Raw genomic sequence first — 19952 nt, forward strand, 5'->3', positions numbered from 1 at the left:
CGTAGTTCATCGCGGTTTTCCTCCTGCGTGCTGCGTCCTGCCTTTACAGCATTTCCTCATGCACTACGATCTTATCTCCCATCTCTTCCTTGAGAGCCTGGACGTATCCTTTGAGAATATCCTGTTCTCTCTGGTACCTGAGGGCACCTTCAATCATTGTACGGTTCTCGTTCAACTCTTCTTCACTCGATTCCACGAAGCTGTCCAGTACAATTAGATAATGGGACTGTGTACCGCCGGCTACTGCTGCCCGGCCGGGCTCGGAAAGGGCAAAGGCAGTCTGGATGATCTTCTTGGCATCGTTGATCCCGGACAGGGAAGTTTCCATGATGGTGAACGGCTCTGTAGTTACGACTCTCTTGTTGACTGATGCAGCCAGTGAGTTGATGGATCGTCCACCTTCATAAGCAGCAAGCAACTCCCTGGCCTTTTCAAGAGCAATTCCCATGGCTTGTTTGATCAACAGGCCGCCTGCCACCTGTTCACGGACTTCATCTATTTCCGGAAGGTAGGAATCGTTTTTCTCAATCGTCTGGAAAAGATAGAGTTTACCGTCCCTCTCGTAGATGTCACCGACCTCCTCTTCCTCGGTGTCAAAAACAGCCTGGAGAAGATCCTCCGGCAGCTCCATGGTCTCCAGGGCCGAGTCTCGGGTAAAAAGAGGGGTTGTGATCGTCATAAGGCCCTTGTCTCTGGCCAGTTCTTCCAGGGGACGGGCAGAAGCCTGAACTTCATCAAGCAGATCGTCAGCCAGGTCGTAAGCCAGTTCGAAAACCTTTTCACGTTTTATCTGCTTTTCAATATCATCACGTACCTGTGAGAAAGGTACCAGCTGCTCCTCCCTTGCTTCGGTCACGCTAATGATCTCGAAACCCCTTGCCGTAGGTATTGGATCGCTGATCTCATCCAGGTCAAGCTCCTGTGCCGTGATCCGGACAGGTCTGTCCAGCTCATTCTCTTCCAGAAAACCAATGTCCCCGTTTTTGGCGAGGCTTCTGGTGTCATCGGAATATTTCTCCACCGCCTTTTCAAAGGATATCTCACCTTCCCGGATCATTCGAACAACATCTTCGGCCTTGACCCTGATCTCACTGATGGTCTGGGCAGAGGCCTCCTGGGGAAGAGAAAATAGAATGTGTTTGAGGCGGTAGGCCGCAGGCAGGGTGTACTCTGGCTCCCGGTCTTCATACCAGACCTCCATCTCTTCCATGGTCACCTGGATCTGGTCTTCCAGCAAGGGAGGGTCGATCACAGCGATGGTGTGCTTGAATGTTTCAGGAATCCTGTAGCTCTCCAGGTTTTCTTCGAAGAAGTCCAGCAGCTGATCTTCACTGGATGTGGGGACGCTGCGCAGGAAATCGTTGGGACCCAGTTGGATAACCTTTACGACAGCTTTCCGGGTAAAAAGCTGAAGATTATCCTGTACCTCCTGGGGAGTGATCACTGCAGACACCTTGATGAGTTCCATTGCCTTGGAGAGGAGAAGGTCGCGTTCAATGGAAGCCTCATATGTTTCAGCAGTCACTCGGTTCAGATCCAGAAAGAGCTGATACTTCTGGGGTGAAAAAGCTCCGTTTTCCTGCAAAGTTAAGTCACTGGCGATCTGTGCGGCGATTTCGGAACTAGAGACATTCAGGTTCATTCGTCGGGCAGCCTCATACAGCAGGTATCTTTCGGTCAGGGTATCGATGGCCTGTTTTTTGATATCGAGAAAATCAAGAGTTGCCGAATCCAGATTCTCATATACTTCCCGGTAGGATTCAAAGAGAGTGTTGTATATATTCCTGTATTCGTTGTAAGGGACTCTCATCTCGTCTATTGTCATGACGGTATTAGTGTCCTTGTTCGAATAGGAACCCACACCCCAAAAAGAAAAAACGATGGCGATACCGAAAAGCATAAACTTGATCACCCACGAACCGACATTTTTCCTCATATACTCGAGCATTTGCAACTGTCCTCCCTAGCAGTGTTTTTAAGTACTTTAAGTACTCAGATGCGCTGCGAATGTTTGTCGAAGTTGAGCAACGGAATATTATAAGGGAATAGAGGATGAATGCAAGGATGAACGGCGAACGCTCAATAGTGAAAAGTGAACAGTGAACAGGTTCCCGTTATACCCTTCACTCTTCACAATTTACGATCCACTTGTAGCTTGACCACAAAAAAAGTTAAAAATAATAGGCTTTTGTGGCGATGCGGACGTTGAAATGATTATATTGTTCTGCTAATATCGCCTGATTGAATAGTCGTGACGTTTTCACCTTTGCGGTCAAACCGGGTCCTTTTTTTTCATGGATGGGTTAGGTCTTTTTCCAATTGCTTTGGCGGGTGTTGATTCTTATCCCGACCCGGCAGTGAGCTGATATTGAGGTAATACTTATGTTTTGGAACAACATCCTCGGGTTAATGTCAAACGATCTGGCTATCGATCTCGGTACCGCCAACACTCTCATCTTCGTCAAGGGAAAAGGTATTGTCACTGACGAGCCTTCCGTTGTTGCTGTCCAGAAGGACAGCAGAGGGAATTCCCATGTCCTGGCAGTAGGTCGTGAAGCCAAGCAGATGCTTGGTCGAACGCCCGGCAGCATCGTTGCCATAAGGCCTATGAAAGACGGTGTCATTGCCGATTTCGAAGTGGCAGAGGCGATGCTCAGGTACTTTATTCAGAAAGTTCACAACAGAAGCCGTCTCATCAGGCCCAGGATAATTATAGGTGTGCCGTCAGGCATTACCCAGGTTGAGAAAAGGGCCATCAGGGAATCTGCCACGGAGGCGGGAGCCAGAGAGGTCTACCTTATCGAAGAACCGATGGCGGCGGCCATCGGTGCGGGCCTTCCCATCTCTGAGGCAACTGGAAACATGATCGTTGATATCGGCGGCGGGACGACGGAGGTCGCGGTAATCTCTCTTCACGATATCGTTCTATCTATCTCGGTAAAGGTTGGTGGTGACAAGATGGACGAGTCCATCGTCAACTATATCAAGAAAAAGTACAGCCTCCTGATCGGAGAGAGAACGGCGGAACAGATCAAGATATCTGTGGGTTCCGCTTTCCCTCCCAAGGATGTGGAGACCATGGAGGTCAAGGGCCGTGATCTCATTGGAGGAGTTCCGAAAACCCTCGAGGTCAACAACAAGGAGATCTTTGAAGCCCTGGAGGAACCGGTGGGCCAGATCGTTGAGGCGATCAGAAACGCACTTGAGCGAACACCTCCGGAACTCGCGGCAGATATCGTGGACAAAGGGATAGTCCTGGCGGGCGGGGGTTCCCTGCTTAAAGGGCTTGATGTCCGGCTAAGGGAGGAGACCAACCTTCCCATTATCATTTCCGAGGATTCCCTTACCTGTGTTGTTAAAGGCGCAGGCATGGCTCTGAGCGAACTGAAACTCCTCAAACAGATTTCCCTCAGGGACTAGTTCCGTGTCATCGTCAGGCAGCCCCATGCGCGATTTTCTCATGCGCCACAGGGAAGGGCTGCTATTGGTGATTCTTGTTCTTTCATCCCTTCTCATCATTTCCAGGCAGGTCCAGGACCCCACCGGCATAAACTATTTCCGGAGGAGTGTCATTACCGTCACATCGCCGTTTCAGAACGGATTAACTGCTGTCATCGGCGGAGTGAGGAGCATTTGGGGCGACTATCTTTTTTTCTTCGGTACCAGGGCGGAAAATACCCAGCTCAGGGAGGAAGCCAGCCAGCTGAGAAGCGAAGTCCAGAAGTTACGGGAAGAACTGTACAGGGCAGGGCGTCTTGAAGAGTTTTCTGCATATCGGTTTGAAACCGGCTTTACCGGAATGGCTGCCCAGGTGATCGGTGAATCTCCTGATTCATGGACACGCACTATTGTTGTCAATCGAGGAATGGAAGAGGGTGTGAAACGAAGCCTTCCGGTTGTAACGCCGGACGGCCTCGTGGGAAGTGTTGTCCAAACCTCTGATCACAGTTCCATAGTTCGCCTGATCGTGGACCGTTCCTCAAGGGTTCCTGTTCTTGTAAGCCGCTCACGGGCAAGGGCTATTCTGGAGGGGGAGAGCTCCGGAACCTGTCAACTGAAATACCTGGACCGGACCGAGGATGTACAGCAGGGTGACATTGTCATAACCAGCGGGCTTGCCGGTATTTATCCCCGGGGTATAGAGGTCGGTACGATCACTCAGGTTCTGACCAGAAGTCATGGACTATATCAATATGCCAAAGTTCTGCCGAAAGCGGCCATAAACCGTATTGAGGATGTCCTCATCATCCGGACTGAACAGGGTCTGGAGGAAAAATGAGGTATTTATATTTTCTGTTCCTTTTCGGAGCCGCTCTAATTCTTCAGTCATCTGCCGTTTCTGTTGTTCTGCCCGACTGGTTCGTCGGCGGTTTTGATCTTCCTCTGATCATCGTCCTTCATATTGCCATGACCCGCGGAAAAATTCCGGGGATGATGACAGGTCTTGTGATGGGATTTCTCCAGGACTCCATGAGCGGGGGTGTGCTCGGTTTCAACGGGGTTTCCAAGATCATAGCCGGTTATATGGGAGGCTTCCTCAAGGAAAAGTTCTTTGTGCGCAGTATGGGTCACAGGACTGCATCGGTGGCCGGGGCTGTTTTTGTAGCCCTTCTGTCAAAAGTCACCGTTCTTGCCCTTTTTGCGCAATCCCGCCCATCCCTGTTATCGGTACAGTTTTTATGGGGTTTTGCCGGCAATACCCTTTTTGCCCTGCTGATCCATTCTCTACTGGATCGTTTCGAAAAAGCTTTCGGGGTCAGGGCGGAAGAGGAACTGAGTCTGGGGGACTGAGAAATGGGTCCACTTCCAAAAAGGTCCGGTGATGTGCTGCCCGGTATTGAGAGGCGGATCGTAGTCACCATGGCAGTCTTCTCCCTTATTTTTCTCCTGCTTCTCTTCTACTTCTGGCGGCTCCAGGTTCTGGACCACTCCCTTTACCTGAGGCTCTCTGACAACAACAGGATTCGACTCATCGACATGGCGGCGACGCGGGGTATTGTCACAGATCGCAACGGTGTGATCCTGGCTGACAGCACTCCGAACTATGCTCTCGCCCTCATCCCGGAGGATATGGGAATCGACAGGGAAGCTGAAATAGTATCCTTGGCCGACCTTCTTGGGAGGGATGGTGCCCAGGCTGTTGAGCTGTTTGAAAAGAACGCAACCCATGCACCTTACAGTGCCGTCAGGGTTTTCGAGCACCTCGGTCCTGAAGAGGTGGCCCTGTTCGAGGTCAACCAGGACGACTTCCCAGGATCCCGCCTGATGGTAGTGCCCCGCAGGTATTATCCCTACGGTAAGATCGCAGCGCATATATTTGGATATGTCGGGGAAATATCAAGGGAACAGCTGGACTCCGGGGAATATCCCGGGACGAGGAAGGGGGATACGGTTGGTAAGTACGCTCTGGAAAAAGCTTATGATCAATATTTGAGGGGTAAAGATGGAGGAAGGCAGGTCGAGGTGAATGCCAGAGGCAGGGAGCTGAACATCCTGGGAGCCACTGAACCGTCTCCGGGGGCCAACGTCACGCTGACGCTGGATATTCGACTGCAAAAAGCTCTGGAACTGGAGCTGTGGGAAGTGAGGGGGGCCGGTGTTCTCATGAACGTTCAAACCGGTGAGATCCTCGCCATGGTAAGCAGGCCGGCCTTTGACCCCAACGAATTCTCCCTGCGCCTGACCAGTGAAAGGTGGAATGAGATCGTCAGGGATCCGGGGCATCCTATGCAGAGCCGGGCCATCCAGGGGATGTACCCGCCCGGTTCCACCTTCAAGGTCGTCACTGCCATCGCAGCGCTTATGGAAAAAAGCATGGATCCTGATGAACCCCTTTTCTGCTCAGGCGGATATCGTTTCGGTCGGAGAACTTACCGCGATTGGAAGCTGGGGGGGCACGGTAATGTTGATCTTTACAAGGGGATCGTTGAATCCTGTGACGTCTATTTCTACCAGGCGGGTGAAAGGACCGGTATTGACGCCCTGGCGCGATGGGCCTCGGTCCTGGGGCTTGGCAGGAAAACCGGGATCGACTTACCCGGGGAGAAAGAGGGGCTGGTGCCGTCCCCTGACTGGAAAAAAAGGGTGAGGGGTGAAGTCTGGTTCCCGGGCGAGACACTTTCGGCCGCAATAGGGCAGGGCTACGTTCTGGTAACCCCCCTCCAGCTGACATCTCTGTACGGAACCATCGCGAGAAGAGGAACTCATATGGATCCCTACCTTGTAAGCCGAGTTGAGGATGTGGCGGGTAACGAACTGTACAGGCGCGACCCCGCTGTGAAGCATGAATCAGACATCCCGGATGAGGTCTTTGACAGAATTATCAGCGGGCTTGCAGGTGTTGTGGCCGAGGACAGTGGTACGGCCAGGTTCGCCCGCTGGGCGGGTGTGCCGGTGGCCGGAAAAACGGGCACCGCCCAGGTGGTGCGCCTCCAGGAATTGCCTGAGGGAGAGGAGGAATTTCCCTACGAACTAAGGGATCATGGCTGGTTCGCCGCCTTCGCTCCGGTTAATAAACCCAAGATAGTTGCGGCGGTCGTCGTGGAGCACGGTGGGCATGGTTCCTCATCAGCCGCCCCCATAGTAACGCGCCTGATAAAGAAGTACGGAGAACTCTACCCGTTAGAGGAACCCGCCCCCGATCTTTTGGAAGAGACACCGTGAGAGGGCTTTTCAACATACACCGGATAGATTTCGTGCTGCTGGGCTCTACACTGGCCCTGTCTGGTATGGGGATCCTGGTCATCAGGTCCGCTACCGCAGGAGGCCGCTTTGCCGAGTACCCCGGACGGCAGGCTTACTGGCTGGCTATAGCCCTCGTGGCCTATTTAATCGGGTATTTCGTGGACAGGAGACATCTTCAGCGTGGCGCTTACAGCTTTTACTGGGTGACATTCACAGTTCTGGTAGGGCTGGCAGTGGCAGGTAAATGGATCGGGGGGGTCCAGCGTTGGATCCATGCTGGCGGTTTGACTTTCCAGCCATCTGAACTGGCAAAGCTGGCCCTTATCCTGGCTCTTGCCAGATATTTCAGCAGGAGGAAAGCGGCGCCTCCTTACGGGCTGGAGGAGATCATGGTGCCGCTGCTCATGATCGCAGGTTTCGCGATCCCCGTGGCCATTCAACCGGATCTCGGTACTGCCATGTTTCTTGTCCTCATATCCGGAGTTGTGATCCTCTTTTTAGGAGTGAGATGGTCCACACTCATCGTTTTTGTCGTCGGCGCTGCCGCCGCTGCCCCTTCGCTGTTTTTCACCCTCAAGGATTATCAGCGCGACAGGATATTGAATTTTTTTAGTCCCGGGCGGGATCCCCTGGGGACCGGTTACCATGTGGTCCAATCCAAAATCGCAATTGGTTCGGGTGGTTTGTTCGGCAAAGGGTTCCAGCAGGGGACTCAATCCCAACTGCGATTCATCCCGGAACAGCACACAGATTTCATCGTCTCGGTACTGGCAGAAGAGTTCGGTTTCGCCGGTGTCCTGCTCATGCTTGGCTTGCTGCTCTTCCTCACTTTGTACCTTTTCAGCTATATCGAATTCACCAAGACCCGATTTTCCGTAATTGTCGTAGTGGGGATCACATCCGCCTTTGCCCTTCAGGCTGCCATTAATATTGCCATGGCGGCGGGGGTTTTGCCGGTGGTGGGGTTGCCTTTGCCGCTTTTGAGTTATGGGGGGTCCTCCCTGGTCACTACCTTCCTGGGGTTTGGAATCATCGCGGGCTACAAACGTCGGAGATAGGGGACGTCCGTCCATAGCACGCCAGCTACTTCGTACTTACTCTTCGCAATCCTCAACAACTTCTTAAATTCTGGGTTCGGCCCTCAATAGCACATCATTTGTCCCGCCGATTGCGGGATTATCACCCTTCGGCAATCCTCATCCCGCCAAAGGCGGGACTGCGGTTCCCTCGTCAATCGAGCCTCGTATCTGGCAAACTTTGAACGGCCGATAAGAACGGTCCATATGAGTGCGATTACGGTTTACACGGAGCAAATTCAAATTATTCTCAAAAAGAAGTGATTTGGAACGGGAATAAAAGCCGAAGGGTTGGAGTTGTTACCAGACTGACACGAGCCACCGGAGTTCCGTTATCGGCTAACAGCATTTGATCTTCTCCTGCGTCCTGCGTTATTTATTCCCCGATCTCCGCATATATTTCCTCAAACTCACCCTCGTTCTCTCTGAAGATGGATAGGATCTCCGGATCGAAGTGATCTGGTACGGTCCGGTCGTCGCCCTCCAGGATGATGCGGCATGTGTCGTTGTGATCGAAGGCTGATTTGTATACCCGGACGCTTCGAAGGGCATCGTAGGTGTCGGCCAGAGCCATGATGCGTCCTTCTACTGGGATCTGTCCCTGGGCCAGGCCGCTGGGGTATCCTGTTCCGTCCCACTTTTCGTGATGTGTCAGGGCTATGGTCTTACCCATTTCGAAACGCTGGTGCTCGCCGATGATCTGTGCTCCATACAGAGTATGTTTCTTCATCTGGGTCCATTCCCCCTCGTCCAGCTTACCTGGTTTCTGGAGGATGCTTCGTGAGGTGTGGAGCTTACCAATATCATGAAGTGTTGCCTGGACGCGGATGTTTCTCGTAAACCGATCGGACATGTTCAGCTTTTCGGCCAGGGTGGAACAGTAAGCTCCCACGCGCTGGATGTGGTCACCGGTATCCTCATCCTGGATCTCTGCCGCTCTGGCCAGGCTGTAAACAGTATAGTTAAAAGCGTCTTCTGTCTCAGTTACCTGTTCGGACAGGGATTTCAGGAACTGGGCCTGCATGACCAGGCTCTCCAGAACTGTTGCCTCATAGGTGGAAACTTCCGACTGGTAGTTGAGCGCATACAGCGACAACGACTTGCTGGCGAAGGACACCATGTTTTGCACAGTGGTGCCTGTTTCCTTCAGGTGGGAGACCAGTCCTGCGAAGGAAGAGTTTTCCAACTCCGATCGGTTGTAGAAATTAACAGTCGCAGTTTTTGTTCCAACAGATGACGGTGCACATGATTGTTCCGGCAGGTCCATCGGCGTTCTGTTGGTCTTTCCGTTTTCGTAAGAATATTTATAAAAGTGGCACTCTTTGTCATCCCCTTCCACACCCAGGATAAGGGAGGTCGGTTTTGCCGCCGCGCCTCCGTTCTTACGGATAAGCTGGCTTACAATGCTGTCCATGGAAAAGAGGAGATCAAAATCGGAAGGGTGGAAGGTCTGGATAATCGATTCACCGAAATTAGTGATGCCCTTGATAGTAGTGTAGGCGTCGATAAGCTTTTCGTTGAGATCCTTGACCTTGAGAAGCATTTTTATGCGTGCGAGAACTTCGGCTTCCCTGAAGGGTTTGTTGATATAATCTTCTGCACCGGCCTCTATACCTTTGATCCTGTCTTCGGTGTCGGTGAGGGCGGTGACCATGATAACGGGAATGTGCCTTAAATGTTCGTTGGTCTTTATGCGCCGGCATACCTCAAAACCATCGATACCCGGCATGTTGATATCCAGGAGGATTATGTCTATTGCCTCGTCCTGGAGGATCTTAAGGGCCTCTTCGCCGTTTTCAGCTTCAAGGATCTGGAATCTGGCAGAATCCAGCATATCGCTGACGATAACCCGGTTGAGGCGTTCATCGTCCACACAGAGAATTCTTGGACGGTCTGACATCTTCTGCTCCCCACTGCTCTATTACACAATTGTATTCCTACCTGTTATAGATATGGTTGTTTTAACGGAATGTCAAGGGTGGAAAAACAGAATGTAGAACGCAGAAGAAATACGCAATAAACCATGACAACAATCTGATTAGAAACAATGCTTTTTCTACATTCAACCTTGACAGGGTCGCAAAAAGTCCGTTATCGGCTTTTTGCTCCTCGGAAAGGGAAAAGCGTGGTTTTCCCTTTCCTCACAAATCAATGACTTACACCCGCAGTCATTGATTCGGGCGCCCCGCGCGGGGCGCATTGATGACTTTTTGCGAAGTCTTCAGCATTCAAAAGCATCCCAATAAACACTGTGTTATTTTGATCTTGTTCCCCTCTTCATTGCACGCTTTGCCCACCAGGGAAAGGTGGACGCCCAGTTTCTCGGCAATAAGGTGGGCATCCTGGCAGGAAAGGCTGCCGTCCACGATCTTCTCCTCGATCATCTCACGCAGTTTTGCATCGTCCATAGGGGCCTCCCGGGTTTTTTGGACCGCTTGACGCGGGGACGCGGAGACGCGGTGACACGGGGAAGGATCGCTCCGTACCAGCAAATGGGACATCTCCGCTTCCGGATATTTATAAGGTTCAGCACTCTGAACGTATTATCGGTTTCTCGTTCAGTGTTTTTAATAACATTTTTTTCTCTCCGCGTCCCCGCGTCGCCGTGTCTCCGTGTCAAACGGTTTTAATCAGATCTCGCTCGCCATCATATATATCACGCTTCTCTCTTCCCCGGTGATCTGGGAAAGCACAGAAGCGACCCTTGAGGCAGAAAGGCCCTCTGCCCTTAGCCTTTTTATTGCGGGAAGCAGGTCAACGGTGCGTTTTATGGGCTCAGCCCCTTCGATCAGGATGGAGACCTCGCCCTTGATCTTTCCCGTTTCCAGGTGATGTGCCACCTCACTGGCTGTACCCCTGATAAACTCCTCGTGAAGCTTTGTCATCTCCCGACCAAGTACCAACTGACGGTCTCCCATGATCTGCGCTATCGCGCTAAGGGCCGCAAGAACCCGGTTGGGTGATTCGTATATCACAAGAGGGAAGCCTGTGGCTGCAAGTTGTGCGAGAACCTCCTCACGAGACCCTTTTTTGGGAGGGAGAAACCCCTGGAAAAGGAACCGGGTCAGCTCCATACCAGAGGCAGACAGGAGAGCGGTTAACGCACTTGGACCGGGTATCGGGACCACCGGGATCGATTTATTCACACACAGTCCCACCAGATAATGGCCGGGATCGGAGATGCCGGGAGTCCCGGCGTCGGTGATAAGAGCCACATCTTTGCCTTGCTCAAGTCTGGCGGCGATCGTTATAGCCGCATCCTGGCGGTTGTGTTCTCTGTAACTGATCATCTCCGTATTGATTTCAAGAGCGGAAAGCAGCTTGCGGCTGTGGCGTGTGTCCTCGGCAGCAACCACGTCCACCTTCCGGAGCACCTCTTCTGCCCGTCGGGTGATGTCCCCCAGATTACCGATGGGTGTCGCGACTATGAAAAGGGTTCCTTTTTCCTCATGCATCTAGACCTCCGAAACAGCTCTCGTTTTGATCAGTGCCGTAAATCATATACCAAGTGTTACCACAGATAATAGTACTTCCTTCAAAAGCGGGAAGAGCTGTTTCTCGCAGAGACGCAGGGGGCGCAGAAAAAAGTAACCCGGGTGAAAGGTTGTCATCGCGAGCCATTGCCTGAGCGAAGCGATCTCGATCCCTGCAAATGCGGTAATCTTCTAACACAAAGTACACCAAGTTTTGCAAGGGAAGACCCAGGCAGGTTTCACAAAGGCAGACCAGGCCCAGGGCAATCCGGGTCATCGCGAACAGTTACCCATGTGAAGAGATCCCGGTTTTATTGAAATCAGTAAAGGTGATCTCTTGCAGGGTCGCCCGCCGTTGCCAAGGCTATGGCGGGCAAGCAGCTTGTCCACCAACTTGTGCAGCGTAGCTCGCAGAGCGACGGTGGGAGTTCTCTGAAAAAGGCACAGACTTTAAGATCTTAACCCGGATTTGGTCTAAACTGCGTTCCCTGCCCATCGATCACGCTCTGGGACCTGAGCTTGTCGAAGGACGTTTGCAGTGAGTAACGCTTGCTGCAAGACAAACCGGCGTGAAAAGGATTTTCCATGGAAGATGGAATATCTTTTTTTCAAATTAATTCAGTTACTTCCGTTTGACACTCGGATTAACCATCTGATAGATTTTTATGTTAACTTATATTTTTTGGAGGGAAAGACCATGAGGATCGGAATCTTGACGGGTGGAGGTGACTGTCCCGGTTTGAATGCAGTCATTCGTGCCATAACCAGAAAGGGTCTCCAGGAGGGTGACAACATTCTCGGAATCCTGTACGGGTGGAAGGGGATGATCACGGGGCAGCATAAAGAACTGACACAGCGTTCAGTTTCCGGACTGATCCATCGTGGTGGCACTATCCTGCACACGTCCAGAACGAACCCTTTCAAGGAGGAGGGGGGGGGCGAAAAGGTGATAGCTACCTTCAAACGCCTGGGTTTAGACGCCCTGGTCGCCATTGGTGGTGAGGATACACTTGGCGTCGCCCACAGGCTTTACAAAGAGTATGATATGCCCGTTGTCGGTGTTCCCAAGACCATCGACAACGATCTTTCCGGAACCGATGTGACCTTCGGGTTTGACACGGCTGTATCCATAGCCACGGAGGCCATTGATCGCCTTCACACGACAGCCGAGTCCCACGACCGGGTAATGGTTGTGGAGGTTATGGGCCGGCATGCCGGCTGGATTGCCGTGCATTCGGGGATGGCCGGCGGGGCCGACGTCATTCTCATCCCGGAAAAGCCTTTTGATCTGAATGAGGTTTCAGAGGCCATAAGGTCCAGGCATGCGAGGGGCAAGAGTTTCTCCATCGTTGTGGTGGCGGAAGGGGCGAGGCTTGAGCAGGAAAATACCAATGGTCTGGTGAAGCAGACGGAAGACCTTGACGAGTTCGGGCATGTGAGGCTTGGTGGAATAGGGCATTTTCTGGCCAATGCCATCGAAGAGAGGACAGGTTTCGAAACGAGGGTGACCGTACTCGGTCATGTCCAGAGAGGTGGTACTCCCACGGCACATGACAGAATATTGGCCACACTCTTCGGAATACGAGCACACGAACTGATCAGGATGGGAAGGTTTGGCAAGATGTCCGCCATTGTGAACGGCCGCCTAGGTGAAGTCACCCTTCAGGAAGCTATTAAAGAGCTCAAAACTGTTGACATGGAACTTTTCAGGATGGCGGCCATTTTCTCAGGTTAGGATTGTATTGATGCCAGAATTCAGAACAAGGATGGGTGTTGTGGGAGGCGGGAGCTGGGGTACAGCCCTGGCGATCCACTGTGCCAGTGTCGGGATGTCGGTCAACTTGTGGGTCTACGAAGAGGATCTCGCCCGGCGGATGGTTGAAACGAGGGAGAATGATATTTATCTGCCCAATGCTCCTTTGCCTGATGCCATCAGGGTGACCCACCTCTTCGAAGATTGCCTGGCTGGGGCCCAAATGGTGATGTCCGTGGTCCCCTCCCACCTTTCGAGGGAAGTCTGGAGCGAGGCTCACTCTTACCTCCCTGTCGATGCTATACTCATCAATGCCACCAAAGGAATAGAGGACGAAACCTACCTGACCTCCTCCGGGGTGCTGGCCGAGTCCGTTGGGGGGGACATCCAGGATCGTATGGTGACACTTTCCGGCCCCACATTTGCCAGGGAAATCGCTTTGGGTTTGCCTGCCGCTGCAGTCATAGCCGGGAATAATGCTGAACTGACAAGCACAGTCCAGTTGGCTCTCAACTCGAAAAGCTTTCGGTTCTACACCAACCAGGATCCCATAGGTGTGGAAGTTGCCGCTTCTCTGAAGAACGTCATGGCCATAGCCGTAGGTATCTGTGATGGGCTTGGGCTAGGCCATAACGCGAGAGCCGCCCTCATTACGAGGGGGTTGGCTGAACTGGCCAGACTCGGTGTAACTCTCGGTGCCGATCCCCTGACCTTCCAGGGGCTCGCGGGTGTTGGTGACCTTGTTCTTACCTGTACAGGGGATCTTTCCCGTAACCGGACCCTTGGGCTAAGGTTGGGCCAAGGCGAAAAACTGGCCGATATTATCGCTTCCACCCCCATGGTTGCGGAGGGCGTCAAGACGACCAGATCGGCACGAGGACTTGCCAGGCGGGAGGGGGTGGAGATGCCCATTACCGAGGAAATTTACGAAGTCCTTTACAGTTCAAGAGATGCGCTTGGGGCCCTCAAGGCACTTATGAGTAGATCCCCCAAGAAGGAGAACCTTGAATCTAAAGTATAAAGTGGTGGAGACCCAGATCGTGACCGATGAGGTAATGGAAGGCCTCATCAACTCCTGGGTGGATAAGGGATGGCATCTGGATGGAATACGTTTTGCCATGAGCGATGCAAGCAAGCGACCATCGATGGCATTTATCCTTTTCACCAGGGAAGGGGACACACTGGAGGAAGAAAATGGAGGTGGAGATGGAGAGGGAAGTTAGTGCTGTAAAGCTGAAGACCAGTGTGCTCAAAAGGGTTCTGGCGCGCCTGGTGGACGGCCTTGTGGCCTGGGCTTTTGCTCTGGTCCTTCCCCCGGTTGGGATCCTGGTGGGCCTGGTGTACCTCGCTTTGGCTGATGGTATGCAGAAAGGGCAAAGCCTGGGCAAGATGGTCTTTGGTCTGGAGGTTGTGACATCAGATGGATCACCTTGTGACCTGAAGGCTTCCATTTACAGAAACATTCCCTTTGAACTGGCCTTCCTGTTTGCGGCCGTTCCCGTCCTGGGCTGGATACTCCTTATCATAGCTGGGATTCCCATTCTCCTTATCGAACTCTGGCTGGTTATCGCGGATCATCACGGGCTGCGGCTTGGAGACCGGATCGCAGGCACCACGGTCGTGGAGTTGGTCCATTGAGATAGGTCGCAAAAAGTCCATGAGTGGCTTTTTGCTCCACGGAAAGGGAAAAACGCGGTTTTCCCTTTCCTCACGGATCGATGATATTAGTGTCGTTCATCGATCCGGGCGCCCTTCTCAGGCGCGGCAGCATTACCCGGGATTAAGGAAGCACAGGTCCTGTGAAAGGCGGGAAGAGCTAATTTACCGCAGAGCGAAGATGGGTCATCGCGAGCTGATACCATGCGAAGCGATCTCAGGTTTTTGAGATTTGAGATCTGAGATCTGAAATTCGCTTTTCTAACAGGGATAAAGGGGATAAAAAGAACGGGTATCGGAGTGTCGGAGTGTCGGAGTATCGGCGTATCGGGGAGAAAGGCGCGTGGGAGCATGGGTGCGAGGGGGAAAGATTGTCATTCCGGACACAGCCTGATCGTGATCCGGAATCCAGGGGAATAGCAGTTTCTGGGGGAAGCGTTAATGGCGGTATCTCACAGGCATGAAGGGGATTAAGTAGCTCGATGAAAAACCGCCTCATTACACTCTTCGCATCAGGTCTGGGCGCCGGCTATTCCCCCATAGCCTCAGGGACGTTTGGCACCCTTGTCGCCATTCCCCTTTTCATCCTTCTTTCACGATGGGGAACTCCCGGGGTTCTTACTGGTCTGGTGGTTATCGCTTTACTGGGGATACCGGCTTCCGATCATATGGAAAGATCTATAGGTGCCAGTGACCCCGGCAAGATAGTCATCGACGAGATCGCCGGGTATCTGCTTGCCATGGCAGGTTCGCCGGTGGAGGCAAGGTACATAATCGCCGGGTTCTTTTTGTTCCGGTTCTTCGATATCCTTAAACCGCCCCCTGTTCGCCAGGCCGAAAAATATCTGCGTGGTGGACTGGGTGTTGTGGCCGATGATCTCCTGGCTGGGGTCTATGCCTGGATATGTCTGAGATTGCTGGAGAAATTTCTGTTCTGATTGGGGGACAAAGTGCCTGAGGGACGGATTCTTGAGCGGTGTATCCAACGGGGGTGGAAAATGGCTGTGGCCGAATCGTGCACCGGCGGCCTGATAGGGGCGCGTCTTACATCCGTGCCGGGCAGTTCGTCCTATTTCCTGGGCGGTGTCATCGCCTATTCCAACAACCTGAAAAAAGACCTTCTCAAGGTTCCTGCTGTACTTCTGGATTCAGAGGGTGCAGTGAGCGGCCCCGTGGCCGAGGCCATGGTCCGGGGGGTCATCGCTGCCACGGGTGCTCACTGCGGGATCTCGGTTACAGGGGTGGCTGGCCCCGATGGGGGGACCCTGGAAAAACCGGTGGGAACGGTGTGGGTGGGAATCGCCCTGCCTTCAGAAACAATGTCGAGACAATACAATTTCACCGGAAACCGGGATGAAGTGAGAGAACAGGCAGTAAATGCGGCACTGGAGCTTTTCCTGGAAAAAGCTGGTTCATGAAATGCGGTAAGAGCCTTAACGCAGAAGGCCGCAGAGGCGGCCCGCTGGTAGGCCGCATGTTCCGCAGGGTTACGCAGTTAGATCTAAACCGAAATAAAGATTCAACCGCGGCCCTCCGCGATAGCGCCTGCAAGGTGGCGCTCCTGCGATTCTCTGCGTTAAAGTTTTTGATTTTGCCTTCTGGAATTTGGAATCAAGACCATGCGCCTTTTCATCGCTATCCCAATAGATAAAATAATTCTCGACACCCTCGGAGGGGTGGTGGAAAAGCTCAGGGAGTCCCGGGCGCCGGTGCGGTGGGTCCGCCCGGAGGGCATGCATTTGACCTTAAAGTTTCTGGGCGAAACGGACGAGGACCGTGTGGAGCCCCTGGCTGAGGCAATAAAAGGAGTAACCAGCAGCATCCTGCCCTTCCCCATTTCAGTCACCGGTGCAGGTGCTTATCCCAACCTTCGGGGGCCCAGGGTCCTGTGGGTTGGTGTCGTGGAAAGCTCCGGCACTCTCAAGCGCCTCGTAAAGAATGTTGAAGAGGAGACTGAAAAGCTTGGCTGGGAGAGGGAAAGAAGAGCGTTCTCTCCCCACATCACCATCGGCCGGGTTAAGGGAAATATGAACATCGCCCGCCTCACCACTTCTGTGAAAGAGATAAAGAATGATCACTGGGGGGACCAGGAGGTGGGAGAACTGGTTTTGTATAGCAGTGAGTTAAAGCCGGGAGGAGCGGTGTATGAGAGGGTGCGCGTGCTCAATTTAGGAAAAGGGAATCCAGAATCCAGAATCCAGAATCCAGATTAAGATCGAAAGCTACCCTACTTTTTGTGTCATTGCGAGGAGCGTTAGCGACGCGGTAATCTCAGTGGTTATGAAAGCGGCAAAAGCCTTAACGCAGCGGGCCGCAGTTCAGCCATTCCCAGGCTGAATCGCAGGGTGACGCAGGGTAAACCTAAAACCACAAACTCTCTTAATGAAATAAGAGGATAAGAATTAATGAATCATGTGAATGGTTCTGAACTTGCTGTTACAGATGAAGAGATAGCAGGTGTTAGGAAAATTATTGGAAGAAAGAGAGTAACTCTTGTAACGGCTGCTCTGATTTTGATTGAAAACTTTGCGGCCTTTGCAGTAAATAGCTTTTTACCGCTGTTATAGAAACCGGGATCGCTTCCGTCGTCGCCTGCCGCTATGACGTGACAAGTCGCATGAAATAATGGTTCGCGAAGACAGACAAGTTGGATTCCGGGTCTTCGCTTTCACTCCGCCCGGAATGACGGCTTGTCTTTTCCCCATCCCCTCCATCCCCTTCACCCCTGTTAAACCGATCGCTTTTAAAGTGACTGCTCCTTCCCCTTTTTTTGGGTTCCCTCTGCGTCCGAAGCCTGTCACGCCAGAGGCGTGACAACCTCTGCGTTTCAAAAACATTGCTTTTATAAGAGCTGCTTTTAGCCTGGTTTAAAGGTTTTCTTCTGCGTTCTACATCCCCTGTCCTGAGCCTGTCGAAGGGCACATTCTACATTCTACATAACCTGCCGTTTTTCGGCAGGTTATGTAGCAAACTGGTACAGAATTTGCTATTATCCGCTGTTACAAGTGCCATCGGACCCGGAGACATCGGAAGGTAGAGTGAAATGACACAAAGAGTGGAAAAAGATAAGGCAATAGAAGCAGCGGTCACCCAGATCGAACGGCAGTTCGGCAAGGGGTCCATCATGCGGCTTGGTTCGGATGAGGCAGTGCCCGGGGTGCCGGTCATCAGCACCGGGGCTATTCCCCTGGATGTTGCTCTGGGAGTAGGCGGCATCCCGAGAGGCCGTGTAACTGAGATATACGGGCCCGAATCATCCGGAAAGACAACCATGATGCTCCATGTGATAGCCCAGGCCCAGAAAGAGGGTGGAGTAGCCGCCTTCATTGACGCTGAGCACGCACTGGACATTGGATACGCCAGGAAGTTGGGAGTGAAGACCGACGATCTCCTGATCTCCCAGCCGGACACTGGTGAACAGGCGCTGGAGATCGCCGAGATGCTCCTTCGAAGCGGCGCTCTGGATGTCATTGTCATCGATTCGGTGGCCGCTCTGGTCCCGAGAGCTGAGATCGAGGGGGAGATGGGGGATTCCCACATGGGTCTCCAGGCCCGCTTGATGTCCCAGGCTCTGCGAAAACTTACCGGAGCGATCAGCAAGACAAGAACCTCTCTCGTTTTCATAAACCAGATTCGTATGAAGATCGGTGTTATGTTCGGCAACCCGGAAACCACTTCCGGCGGTAATGCCTTGAAGTTTTACGCTTCCGTACGGCTTGATATCAGGCGTATCGGCAGCCTCAAGGATGGAGAGAGGCAGGTGGGCAGCAGGGTGCGTGTCAAGGTTGTAAAGAACAAGCTGGCTCCACCTTTCCGCCAGGCCGAGTTCGACATGATCGATGGTGAGGGCGTTTCTCACGAAGGGGCCCTCATCGATATGGCCCTTGACGCCGGGTTCATTACCAGAAGCGGGGCATGGTACTCCCATGGGGAGGAGCGCATCGGTCAGGGTCGGGAAAACGCCCGGCAGTTTTTTAAAGAGAACCCCGATATTGCTGCCCGGATAGAGGCTCAGGTTCGAGAACACTACGGTATAGCTGTTTCTGACGGTAACAGTGGGGGTGAGGAAAAATGAGTGAGCAGGATATACTGGACATCAACGAACTTCTGAAAGCCTCTTCTGCCTACAAGGCCTCCGATCTGCACATCAAGGTGGGTAACCCTCCGGTTCTGCGGGTGGATGGCCGTCTACATCCCATGCCGGAAAAGAGGAGGGTTACACAGGAAGATGTCATGAAGATCGGCTATTCGGTCATGACTGATGGCCAGAAGGAGAAGTTCAAGCGCAGTAGCGAGATCGATATCGCCTACAGCGTCCCGGGTCTGGGAAGGTTCCGGGTCAACATTTTCCAGCAGCGCGGTACCATCGGCCTCGTTTTCCGGCTTATCCCGGTGAAGATCAAGACCCTTGAGGAACTGGATCTCCCGCCTGTATTGGGAACCCTGGCGTTAAAGCCTCGAGGCCTGATCCTTGCCACCGGGACAACGGGAAGCGGCAAATCCACTACCCTCGCGGCGATGGTTCACCACATCAACCAGAACAGAACCTCCCATATCCTCACCGTGGAAGACCCCATTGAATACCTTCATCGTGATGTTAAATCCATCGTCAACCAGAGAGAGGTCGGCTCGGATACACTCTCCTTCGGAGCGGCCTTAAAGAGTGCGTTGCGACAGGATCCCGATGTCATAATGGTCGGGGAGATGAGGGACTTCGAAACGGTGGAAACGGCTCTGGTGGCTGCGGAAACCGGACACCTTGTTATGAGTACTGTCCACACCGTGGACGCAACGGAAACGATCAACCGGATCATCTCGGTATTTCCGCCCTATCAGCAGAAGCAGATACGTATGCAGCTGGCCGGGGTTTTACAGGGGATCGTATCTATGAGGCTTGTACCTGTTTCCCAGGGAAAAGGGCGCGCTCCCGCGGTGGAGGTCCTTATAGCCACCAACAGGGTCAAGGAGTGTATTATCGACAAGGACAGGACTGCAGAACTTCCCGATGTCATCTCCTCCGGATACACCCAGTACGGTATGCAGTCCTTCGACCAGGCCTTGATGATGCTGTTTAAGAAAAAACGTATCACCTATGAGGAAGCCCTCAGACAGAGTACGCGTCCTGATGACTTTGCTCTGAAGGTGAAGGGGATAGACGGTACCTCGGATTCATGGTCGGAAATGGAAAAAATGTCGGCAGACGCATCCGAAGAGGATGAAACTGCATCGGGACCAGAGGATGACAGCGCGGGACTCAAGCTCGACCGTTTCTGATGACCGGGAGCAGCTATAAGTCCGCCAGGCAATGCG

At 52.8% G+C, this 19952-nt stretch carries 19 protein-coding genes; 15 read left to right on the forward strand and 4 right to left on the reverse strand.

The genetic code is table 11. The annotated features are described in order from the left end of the window. Positions 1-43: 43 nt before the first annotated feature. The gene (locus P1S59_05095; GenBank protein ID MDF1525631.1) at positions 44-1948 is read right to left on the reverse strand and encodes a SurA N-terminal domain-containing protein; all 1905 of its coding nucleotides are present in this window, start codon (positions 1946-1948) and stop codon (positions 44-46) included. A gap of 434 nt (positions 1949-2382) precedes the next feature. Between P1S59_05095 and P1S59_05100 the strand changes: the two genes are divergently transcribed. The 5 genes from P1S59_05100 to rodA are packed head-to-tail and all read left to right on the forward strand — an operon-like array spanning position 2383 to position 7742. Then, positions 2383-3420, forward strand: a complete 1038-nt coding sequence (locus P1S59_05100; GenBank protein MDF1525632.1) for a rod shape-determining protein — start codon at positions 2383-2385, stop codon at positions 3418-3420. A gap of 25 nt (positions 3421-3445) precedes the next feature. Further along, a complete protein-coding gene (gene mreC, locus P1S59_05105) occupies positions 3446-4279 on the forward strand; it encodes a rod shape-determining protein MreC (GenBank protein MDF1525633.1) in 834 nt (277 codons plus the stop codon). Further along, positions 4276-4791: a rod shape-determining protein MreD gene (mreD, locus tag P1S59_05110; GenBank protein ID MDF1525634.1), complete on the forward strand. Its 516-nt coding sequence runs from the start codon at positions 4276-4278 to the stop codon at positions 4789-4791. The genes mreC and mreD overlap by 4 nt, the downstream gene beginning before the upstream one ends. A gap of 3 nt (positions 4792-4794) precedes the next feature. After that, on the forward strand, positions 4795-6663 hold the full coding sequence (gene mrdA, locus P1S59_05115; GenBank protein ID MDF1525635.1) for a penicillin-binding protein 2: 1869 nt from the start codon (positions 4795-4797) through the stop codon (positions 6661-6663). Then, positions 6660-7742 (forward strand): rod shape-determining protein RodA, encoded by a 1083-nt coding sequence (rodA, locus tag P1S59_05120; GenBank protein ID MDF1525636.1) that lies wholly within the window; start codon positions 6660-6662, stop codon positions 7740-7742. Before mrdA ends, rodA begins: the two co-directional genes overlap by 4 nt. A 394-nt stretch (positions 7743-8136) precedes the next feature. On the opposite strand, the gene P1S59_05125 is transcribed toward rodA, so the two are convergent. The 3 genes from P1S59_05125 to rsmI form a co-directional block, all read right to left on the reverse strand. Then, positions 8137-9660 (reverse strand): response regulator, encoded by a 1524-nt coding sequence (locus P1S59_05125; protein MDF1525637.1) that lies wholly within the window; start codon positions 9658-9660, stop codon positions 8137-8139. Between the two features lie 328 nt (positions 9661-9988). Next, the gene (locus P1S59_05130; GenBank protein MDF1525638.1) at positions 9989-10168 is read right to left on the reverse strand and encodes a hypothetical protein; all 180 of its coding nucleotides are present in this window, start codon (positions 10166-10168) and stop codon (positions 9989-9991) included. Positions 10169-10390: 222 nt separating this feature from the next. Continuing rightward, on the reverse strand, positions 10391-11215 hold the full coding sequence (gene rsmI, locus P1S59_05135; GenBank protein ID MDF1525639.1) for a 16S rRNA (cytidine(1402)-2'-O)-methyltransferase: 825 nt from the start codon (positions 11213-11215) through the stop codon (positions 10391-10393). 715 nt (positions 11216-11930) lie between these two features. Between rsmI and P1S59_05140 the strand changes: the two genes are divergently transcribed. From P1S59_05140 to P1S59_05185, 10 genes are all read left to right on the forward strand, one after another. Next, positions 11931-12968, forward strand: a complete 1038-nt coding sequence (locus P1S59_05140) for an ATP-dependent 6-phosphofructokinase (protein MDF1525640.1) — start codon at positions 11931-11933, stop codon at positions 12966-12968. Positions 12969-12978: 10 nt separating this feature from the next. Beyond that, positions 12979-14007, forward strand: a complete 1029-nt coding sequence (locus tag P1S59_05145; protein MDF1525641.1) for an NAD(P)-dependent glycerol-3-phosphate dehydrogenase — start codon at positions 12979-12981, stop codon at positions 14005-14007. After that, a complete protein-coding gene (locus P1S59_05150) occupies positions 13991-14209 on the forward strand; it encodes a DUF4177 domain-containing protein (GenBank protein ID MDF1525642.1) in 219 nt (72 codons plus the stop codon). The genes P1S59_05145 and P1S59_05150 overlap by 17 nt, the downstream gene beginning before the upstream one ends. After that, positions 14193-14624 carry an RDD family protein gene (locus P1S59_05155; GenBank protein ID MDF1525643.1) on the forward strand — a complete coding sequence of 144 codons (432 nt, stop codon included), beginning with the start codon at positions 14193-14195 and terminating at the stop codon, positions 14622-14624. Before P1S59_05150 ends, P1S59_05155 begins: the two co-directional genes overlap by 17 nt. A 500-nt stretch (positions 14625-15124) precedes the next feature. Beyond that, positions 15125-15580: a phosphatidylglycerophosphatase A gene (locus P1S59_05160; GenBank protein MDF1525644.1), complete on the forward strand. Its 456-nt coding sequence runs from the start codon at positions 15125-15127 to the stop codon at positions 15578-15580. Between the two features lie 12 nt (positions 15581-15592). Beyond that, on the forward strand, positions 15593-16060 hold the full coding sequence (locus P1S59_05165) for a CinA family protein (GenBank protein ID MDF1525645.1): 468 nt from the start codon (positions 15593-15595) through the stop codon (positions 16058-16060). 201 nt (positions 16061-16261) lie between these two features. Then, entirely contained in the window at positions 16262-16855 is a 594-nt protein-coding gene (gene thpR, locus P1S59_05170) for an RNA 2',3'-cyclic phosphodiesterase (GenBank protein MDF1525646.1), read from the forward strand. A gap of 192 nt (positions 16856-17047) precedes the next feature. Next, positions 17048-17209, forward strand: coding sequence for a hypothetical protein (locus tag P1S59_05175; GenBank protein ID MDF1525647.1), 162 nt, complete (start codon positions 17048-17050; stop codon positions 17207-17209). 476 nt (positions 17210-17685) lie between these two features. Continuing rightward, complete coding sequence (recA, locus tag P1S59_05180) at positions 17686-18717, forward strand: recombinase RecA (GenBank protein MDF1525648.1); 1032 nt, start codon at positions 17686-17688, stop codon at positions 18715-18717. Positions 18718-18731: 14 nt separating this feature from the next. Next, complete coding sequence (locus tag P1S59_05185) at positions 18732-19916, forward strand: PilT/PilU family type 4a pilus ATPase (GenBank protein ID MDF1525649.1); 1185 nt, start codon at positions 18732-18734, stop codon at positions 19914-19916. Positions 19917-19952: the final 36 nt, after the last annotated feature.

It is taken from the genome of bacterium (genome assembly GCA_029210965.1).
GTDB lineage: Bacteria > BMS3Abin14 > BMS3Abin14 > BMS3Abin14 > BMS3Abin14 > JALHUC01.

Excerpts from the sequence above, each read along its gene's own strand:
- P1S59_05160 (MDF1525644.1), top strand. The coding sequence starts at position 15,125 with ATGAAAAACCGCCTCATTACACTCTTCGCATCAGGTCTGGGCGCCGGC.
- P1S59_05175 (MDF1525647.1), top strand. The coding sequence starts at position 17,048 with ATGAATCATGTGAATGGTTCTGAACTTGCTGTTACAGATGAAGAGATA.
- thpR (MDF1525646.1), top strand. The coding sequence starts at position 16,262 with ATGCGCCTTTTCATCGCTATCCCAATAGATAAAATAATTCTCGACACC.
- P1S59_05145 (MDF1525641.1), top strand. The coding sequence starts at position 12,979 with ATGCCAGAATTCAGAACAAGGATGGGTGTTGTGGGAGGCGGGAGCTGG.
- mrdA (MDF1525635.1), top strand. The coding sequence starts at position 4,795 with ATGGGTCCACTTCCAAAAAGGTCCGGTGATGTGCTGCCCGGTATTGAG.
- rsmI (MDF1525639.1), bottom strand. The coding sequence starts at position 11,215 with ATGCATGAGGAAAAAGGAACCCTTTTCATAGTCGCGACACCCATCGGT.
- mreD (MDF1525634.1), top strand. The coding sequence starts at position 4,276 with ATGAGGTATTTATATTTTCTGTTCCTTTTCGGAGCCGCTCTAATTCTT.
- mreC (MDF1525633.1), top strand. The coding sequence starts at position 3,446 with ATGCGCGATTTTCTCATGCGCCACAGGGAAGGGCTGCTATTGGTGATT.
- P1S59_05155 (MDF1525643.1), top strand. The coding sequence starts at position 14,193 with ATGGAGAGGGAAGTTAGTGCTGTAAAGCTGAAGACCAGTGTGCTCAAA.
- P1S59_05140 (MDF1525640.1), top strand. The coding sequence starts at position 11,931 with ATGAGGATCGGAATCTTGACGGGTGGAGGTGACTGTCCCGGTTTGAAT.
- P1S59_05100 (MDF1525632.1), top strand. The coding sequence starts at position 2,383 with ATGTTTTGGAACAACATCCTCGGGTTAATGTCAAACGATCTGGCTATC.
- recA (MDF1525648.1), top strand. The coding sequence starts at position 17,686 with ATGACACAAAGAGTGGAAAAAGATAAGGCAATAGAAGCAGCGGTCACC.
- P1S59_05095 (MDF1525631.1), bottom strand. The coding sequence starts at position 1,948 with ATGCTCGAGTATATGAGGAAAAATGTCGGTTCGTGGGTGATCAAGTTT.
- P1S59_05130 (MDF1525638.1), bottom strand. The coding sequence starts at position 10,168 with ATGGACGATGCAAAACTGCGTGAGATGATCGAGGAGAAGATCGTGGAC.
- P1S59_05125 (MDF1525637.1), bottom strand. The coding sequence starts at position 9,660 with ATGTCAGACCGTCCAAGAATTCTCTGTGTGGACGATGAACGCCTCAAC.